The organism is Priestia sp. SB1, from assembly GCF_038898415.1.
On sequence record NZ_JBBJSS010000012.1, the window covers coordinates 1 to 4935 of the forward strand.

Annotated in this window: 5 protein-coding genes; all 5 read left to right on the forward strand. The window is 37.4% G+C overall.

Features of this window, described 5'->3' with window-relative positions; all coding sequences use genetic code 11:
- Positions 1-213 precede the first annotated feature (213 nt).
- Positions 214-819, forward strand: coding sequence for a hypothetical protein (locus WKH56_RS31235; protein WP_028412728.1), 606 nt, complete (start codon positions 214-216; stop codon positions 817-819).
- Positions 820-968: 149 nt separating this feature from the next.
- Entirely contained in the window at positions 969-1115 is a 147-nt protein-coding gene (locus WKH56_RS31240; RefSeq protein WP_176551723.1) for a hypothetical protein, read from the forward strand.
- 288 nt (positions 1116-1403) lie between these two features.
- Complete coding sequence (locus WKH56_RS31245; protein ID WP_013055206.1) at positions 1404-1901, forward strand: GNAT family N-acetyltransferase; 498 nt, start codon at positions 1404-1406, stop codon at positions 1899-1901.
- A 248-nt stretch (positions 1902-2149) separates the two neighbouring features.
- Entirely contained in the window at positions 2150-3922 is a 1773-nt protein-coding gene (locus tag WKH56_RS31250; RefSeq protein ID WP_168761430.1) for an extracellular catalytic domain type 1 short-chain-length polyhydroxyalkanoate depolymerase, read from the forward strand.
- 279 nt (positions 3923-4201) lie between these two features.
- On the forward strand, positions 4202-4935 hold a 734-nt coding region (locus tag WKH56_RS31255), incomplete at its 3' end, for a LysM peptidoglycan-binding domain-containing protein (protein WP_342837351.1).

A 4935-nucleotide genomic window follows, 5' to 3' on the forward strand; every position in this document is an offset into this window, starting at 1 on the left:
CGGGGTGGAGCAGTTCGGTAGCTCGTCGGGCTCATAACCCGAAGGTCGCAGGTTCAAATCCTGTCCCCGCAACCAAATTATCTTTTATACATACTTGAATATATTATTACTATCCTTAGGCATAGCCTAAGGATTTTTTGTTTGGCTATATTTATAAACACTTGTTTAGGTTATGATATAAGATAGTGATGCAGATTAATCAGGAGGTTTTTTATGTTACAAAGTAATATTCAAACTTATATTGAAAAAGAAATGAACGTTCAAGGTCAATCTTTATCTCTATATCAAGAAGAAAAGGAATATGCGTTGCAAAAAGAGTTGGTGCCGCAAAACCTGATGATAGAAGAAAAAGAGGCATCTTCACGTTTTAAAGATTCTTATATCGAAAGAGTAGACAAAGAAACGGACGAGCTGATCGCAGAAGAATCTCCTCTTTCGTTTTTAGATACTCCTCTTTCTTACTTGAAAGAACACAGAAGTGAATTTCTATATGTAGAATCAAAATGGTTTGAATTTATTAAGCTTGATGGATGTTCTTTTGAAGTGGATGATGTGTTTGGCACATATAAAGTATTAACGGGGTTACATATGCAAAAAAAATTCGGTTCTGTACTAAAACAATTTTTTGCTAAAGAGCTTAATGAAAGCCCAACAAGCGTCCAGCTTTTATTTAATGATAAAGATGGATTATGGGATGTGAATATTGAGTTAGATGCTATAAAAGAGTTTGATGAAAAAATGTCAATAGGTGAAGCTCTTGTTCTTACATATCGCTTTTTCTTTCATCTAGTGGAGTATGTAGAGAACGAAAAAGCTTAAAAATGATGATTACTTTTACTATAAAGATGCTGGGACAAAAGCAGTTTAGTTAGCGTTGAACACGAACTATCTATCAAAAATAGATAGTTCGTGTTTTTTAATGGTCATGGTGAACGTAGGTTTCAGTAGGAGGTGCTTCTAGCTGTTGGTTGGAGGGCAAGGCTCCATCGCCCGCTCGCGGAAAGCGAAGCCTTGCACGTAAAGCAACAGCGGCGGAACAAGCATCCCAGGTTATTTATCCGGGTTGTTCGTCTTTAGATTGCATTCATTTCGTTATGGCCCAATCTCTTTTTTGATAGGTGATACATAATGAATGCTAAGTGAAGCTGGAAATATATTTACATCTCTATGTTTTTATGGAATGATAAAGAGTATCTTTACATATATGACTGATATGGGTGAAGAACAACTATCAGGAATCTTTCTAGTTTTTTGAGAAAGCAGCCTGCATATTAGCTGTTAATAGTACTCCGAGCAAGAAAGCTTCCGTAGGATGAAGTATAATATATACATACAGGAACTATTTTTAACTCTATAAAAAATGTCTGCTGACGTATGGGATTATAAATAAAGAGGGGATGTTCATGTTATTAAGAAAAATAAAGTCTGAAGAATTGGCAGAAGTCTATCAAATGGGATATGCGGCATGGCCTAAAGGCAGGACGTACAAAGAGTATGTTAGAGATAATCAAAAAGAAGAAACATATGGAATTCGGTATGTATACGTAAATGAAGAGAATCAAATTATTGGTTCATTTATTTTGCTTCTTTTACAAACTCCTCGATTAAAGTTTGCTTTGCATGGTATTGGGTCCGTTGTTGTTCATCAGCTTTATCAACGAATGGGGTATGGCCGAGATATGCTTGAAGACTTTTTTAAAAAGATGAAGATAGAGAAGCGCAGCGCTATTTTTATGCTTTATAGCGATATTCTTCCTGAATATTATCATCAGTTTGGGTTTAAGGAGCTCCCTTCTCATTTACAGCGTTATCCTCAATCCATTGCTATGGTAAATTGCAGCGAGTCACAATATGAATACTTAAGTAAGCAATCCATAGAAGACATACCGGCCTATTTTTAAAAGGTATGTCTTTTTTATAGTATTTATCGACACAATCGTTTACAATTTTATGTAAGCGTTTTCTTTATTTGGAGATGAATGATTTTATTTGTCCTCATAACTGTAGGCAAATCGTGCAGTCAATATAAATTTTATTACATAAAACCTTGCTATCATCTTACTAGTAACTCTTATTCATTTCCATACCATACCGATATGTACGTTTGCTGCTAAGTATAACCATATCAATATAAGGAGGAAGCAGGAAGATGAAACGATTATTTATAGCAGGGATGATTTTTATGCTTTTTTTATCTTTAGGTGCTGTATCTTCTTCAGCCGCAGGAAGTTTTACCTCTAAAACATATAACGGAAGAACATACAAACTGTACGTACCTAGCAGTTATCAGGGAGGTGCTGTTTTACCTCTAGTAGTTATGCTACATGGCTGTACTCAAGACCCTGATCAATTTGCAGCAGGAACACAAATGAATGCACTGGCAGAAACAGAGAAGTTCTTTGTCCTCTATCCAGAACAGCCCTCTTCTGCTAATTCAAATAAGTGTTGGAACTGGTTTGATACTGCTCATCAATCAAGGGGAAGCGGTGAACCAGCGTTAATTGCTGGAATGGTTAATCAAATAAAAAGCAGTTATTCAATAGATGCCGACCAAGTCTTTGTTGGAGGGCTATCTGCTGGTGCAGCTATGAGTGTTATTATGGGAGCTACTTATCCAGACATATTTGCGGCTATCAGCGTTGGGGCGGGCTTAGAATATAAAGCAGCCACTAGTGTAACAGGTGCTTATACAGCAATGAGCAGTGGAGGTCCTAATCCTATCCAACAAGGAGATTTAGCCTATTTAGCCATGGGAGAGCATAAGCGAGTGGTTCCGGTTATTTTGTTTCATGGGACAGCTGACTACACTGTTGCGCCTATAAATGCGCATCAAATACTATCGCAATGGGCTCAAACAAATGATAGAGCGTCTGATGGACTGGATAATAACAATATTGATGATACGGCAGATCAAACTTTACCAGGTACAGTATCTGGTGGAAGAAGCTATACGCAATATATTTACAAAGATACAGCAGGAAAAACAGTAATGGAAAAGTACATGATAGAAGGAATGGGACATGCTTGGTCAGGGGGAAGTACATCCGGTTCTTATACAGATCATAAAGGGCCAAATGCAACTAAATTAAGTTGGAACTTTTTTAAAAATCATCCGAAGAATGGTGACGCTCCTAATCCAGGAGATATATCCCCCCCGGTTACAGCTGCTTCACCAGCGGGAGGAACGTATGGAAGTTCTGTTTCTGTCACATTATCACCCAATGAACCTGCCACCACTTACTATACATTAGATGGAAGTACACCAACTGTTAATTCTCTAAAGTATTCTGAGCCTATTAGCATCAACTCTAGCAAAACAATAAAATTTTTTAGTGTAGACGCTGCGGGTAATCAAGAGGGAGTAAAGACGGAAGTTTATCAAATTTCTGGAACTTCAGAGAAATCCTCAGTATTTTCTTCGCTTGCTGCTAAAGATGGATTTATCGGAAATTTATCAGCTGACGGTATGAGTAGTTCTATTCATAAAATTGGGGATAAGGGAATGTACAATACCGACACATACCGAACCATTTTATCTTTTGATACAAGCTCTTTACCTGATGATGCAAGTATTACGGATGTATCTTTGAAAATTTATCGCAAATCTTCAACTGGTAATATTTCATCTTTGAAAGGCGATATTAAAAGCGGTGTATTTGGAACTAGCAGTGCTTTAGAACAAATAGATTACCAGGCCTCACCATCTATTTCAGCGGCCTTCCAAATGTCAGTGCCTTCACTCGATAATGGATATACAACTATTCAACTTCCTTCCTCACTTTTGGGATATATGAATAGGAACGGCAAAACTCAGTTTCGCTTGTCAAGCTCAGGTTCAGCGGACTTTTTAAGTGACGTAGTTGAAATTTATGGGGGCGACAATCCTGCATATGCTCCAACTTTAACTGTTTCATATAAGTAAAAAAACCTTCTAAAAGCAGTTAGCTTTTAGAAGGTTTTTTTTGCTGATAAGTTACTTTTATCACCGAATACAACTCCAACTTTTTATAGAGTTTTCTTCAAATTTTGACATGATTTTGATGAAATTTAATCATTATTCAAAAATGAATTGTCAGAAATATTACAAGAAAATGTTTAAAATTAATTAAATCCGTAATAAAAGTAAAATATTCCTGTAATGGAAGTGAAATGAACAGGTGGTATCATTCAGTCATTGAGTAAATAAGGAGGTATTCGGAAAATGAAGAAATTTGTATTTACTCTAGGGACAACGGCAATTCTTTCAGCAGGATTTGTAGGTGCAGCATCTGCCTCTACAAGCGGAACGTATGAAGTACAAAAAGGTGACACTTTATGGAAAATCGCTCAAAATCATAATGTGAGCGTAGACGAGCTAAAAGATGCTAATAACTTAACATCAACACTAATTTATCCAAATCAGACACTAAACTTATCTAGCATAAAAGAAATCGTACATACTGTAAAACGTGGTGACACTTTGTGGTCAATCGGTCAACATTATGGCGTAACAGTAGAAGAAATTAAAGAATGGAACGGTTTAACATCAGACTTAGTTTTCCCTGGAGAACAATTTAAAATTAAAGCGGCACAAGCAGCTCAATCTCAAACAGCTAGTGCGCCAGTAGCAAAGGCAGCTCCACAAGTGCAGCAGTCTCAAACGGCACAAGCTCAGCAAGAACAAGCAGCCCAAGAACAAGCACAAAAAGAACAAGAGCAAGCTCAAGCAGCAGCACAAGAGCAAGCACAAAAAGAACAAGAGCAAGCTCAAGCAGCAGCACAAGAGCAAGCACAAAAAGAACAAGAGCAAGCTCAAGCAGCAGCACAAGCACAGGCAGCACAAGAGCAAGCACAAAAAGAACAAGAGCAAGCTCAAGTAGCAGCACAAGAGCAAGCACAAAAAGAACAAGAGCAAGCTCAAGTAGCAGCACAAGAGCAAGCACAAAAAGAACAAGA

Bases quoted from the DNA above. Each gene is read 5' to 3' on its own strand.
- WKH56_RS31235 (WP_028412728.1), top strand. From the start codon at position 214: ATGTTACAAAGTAATATTCAAACTTATATTGAAAAAGAAATGAACGTT.
- WKH56_RS31245 (WP_013055206.1), top strand. From the start codon at position 1,404: ATGTTATTAAGAAAAATAAAGTCTGAAGAATTGGCAGAAGTCTATCAA.
- WKH56_RS31250 (WP_168761430.1), top strand. From the start codon at position 2,150: ATGAAACGATTATTTATAGCAGGGATGATTTTTATGCTTTTTTTATCT.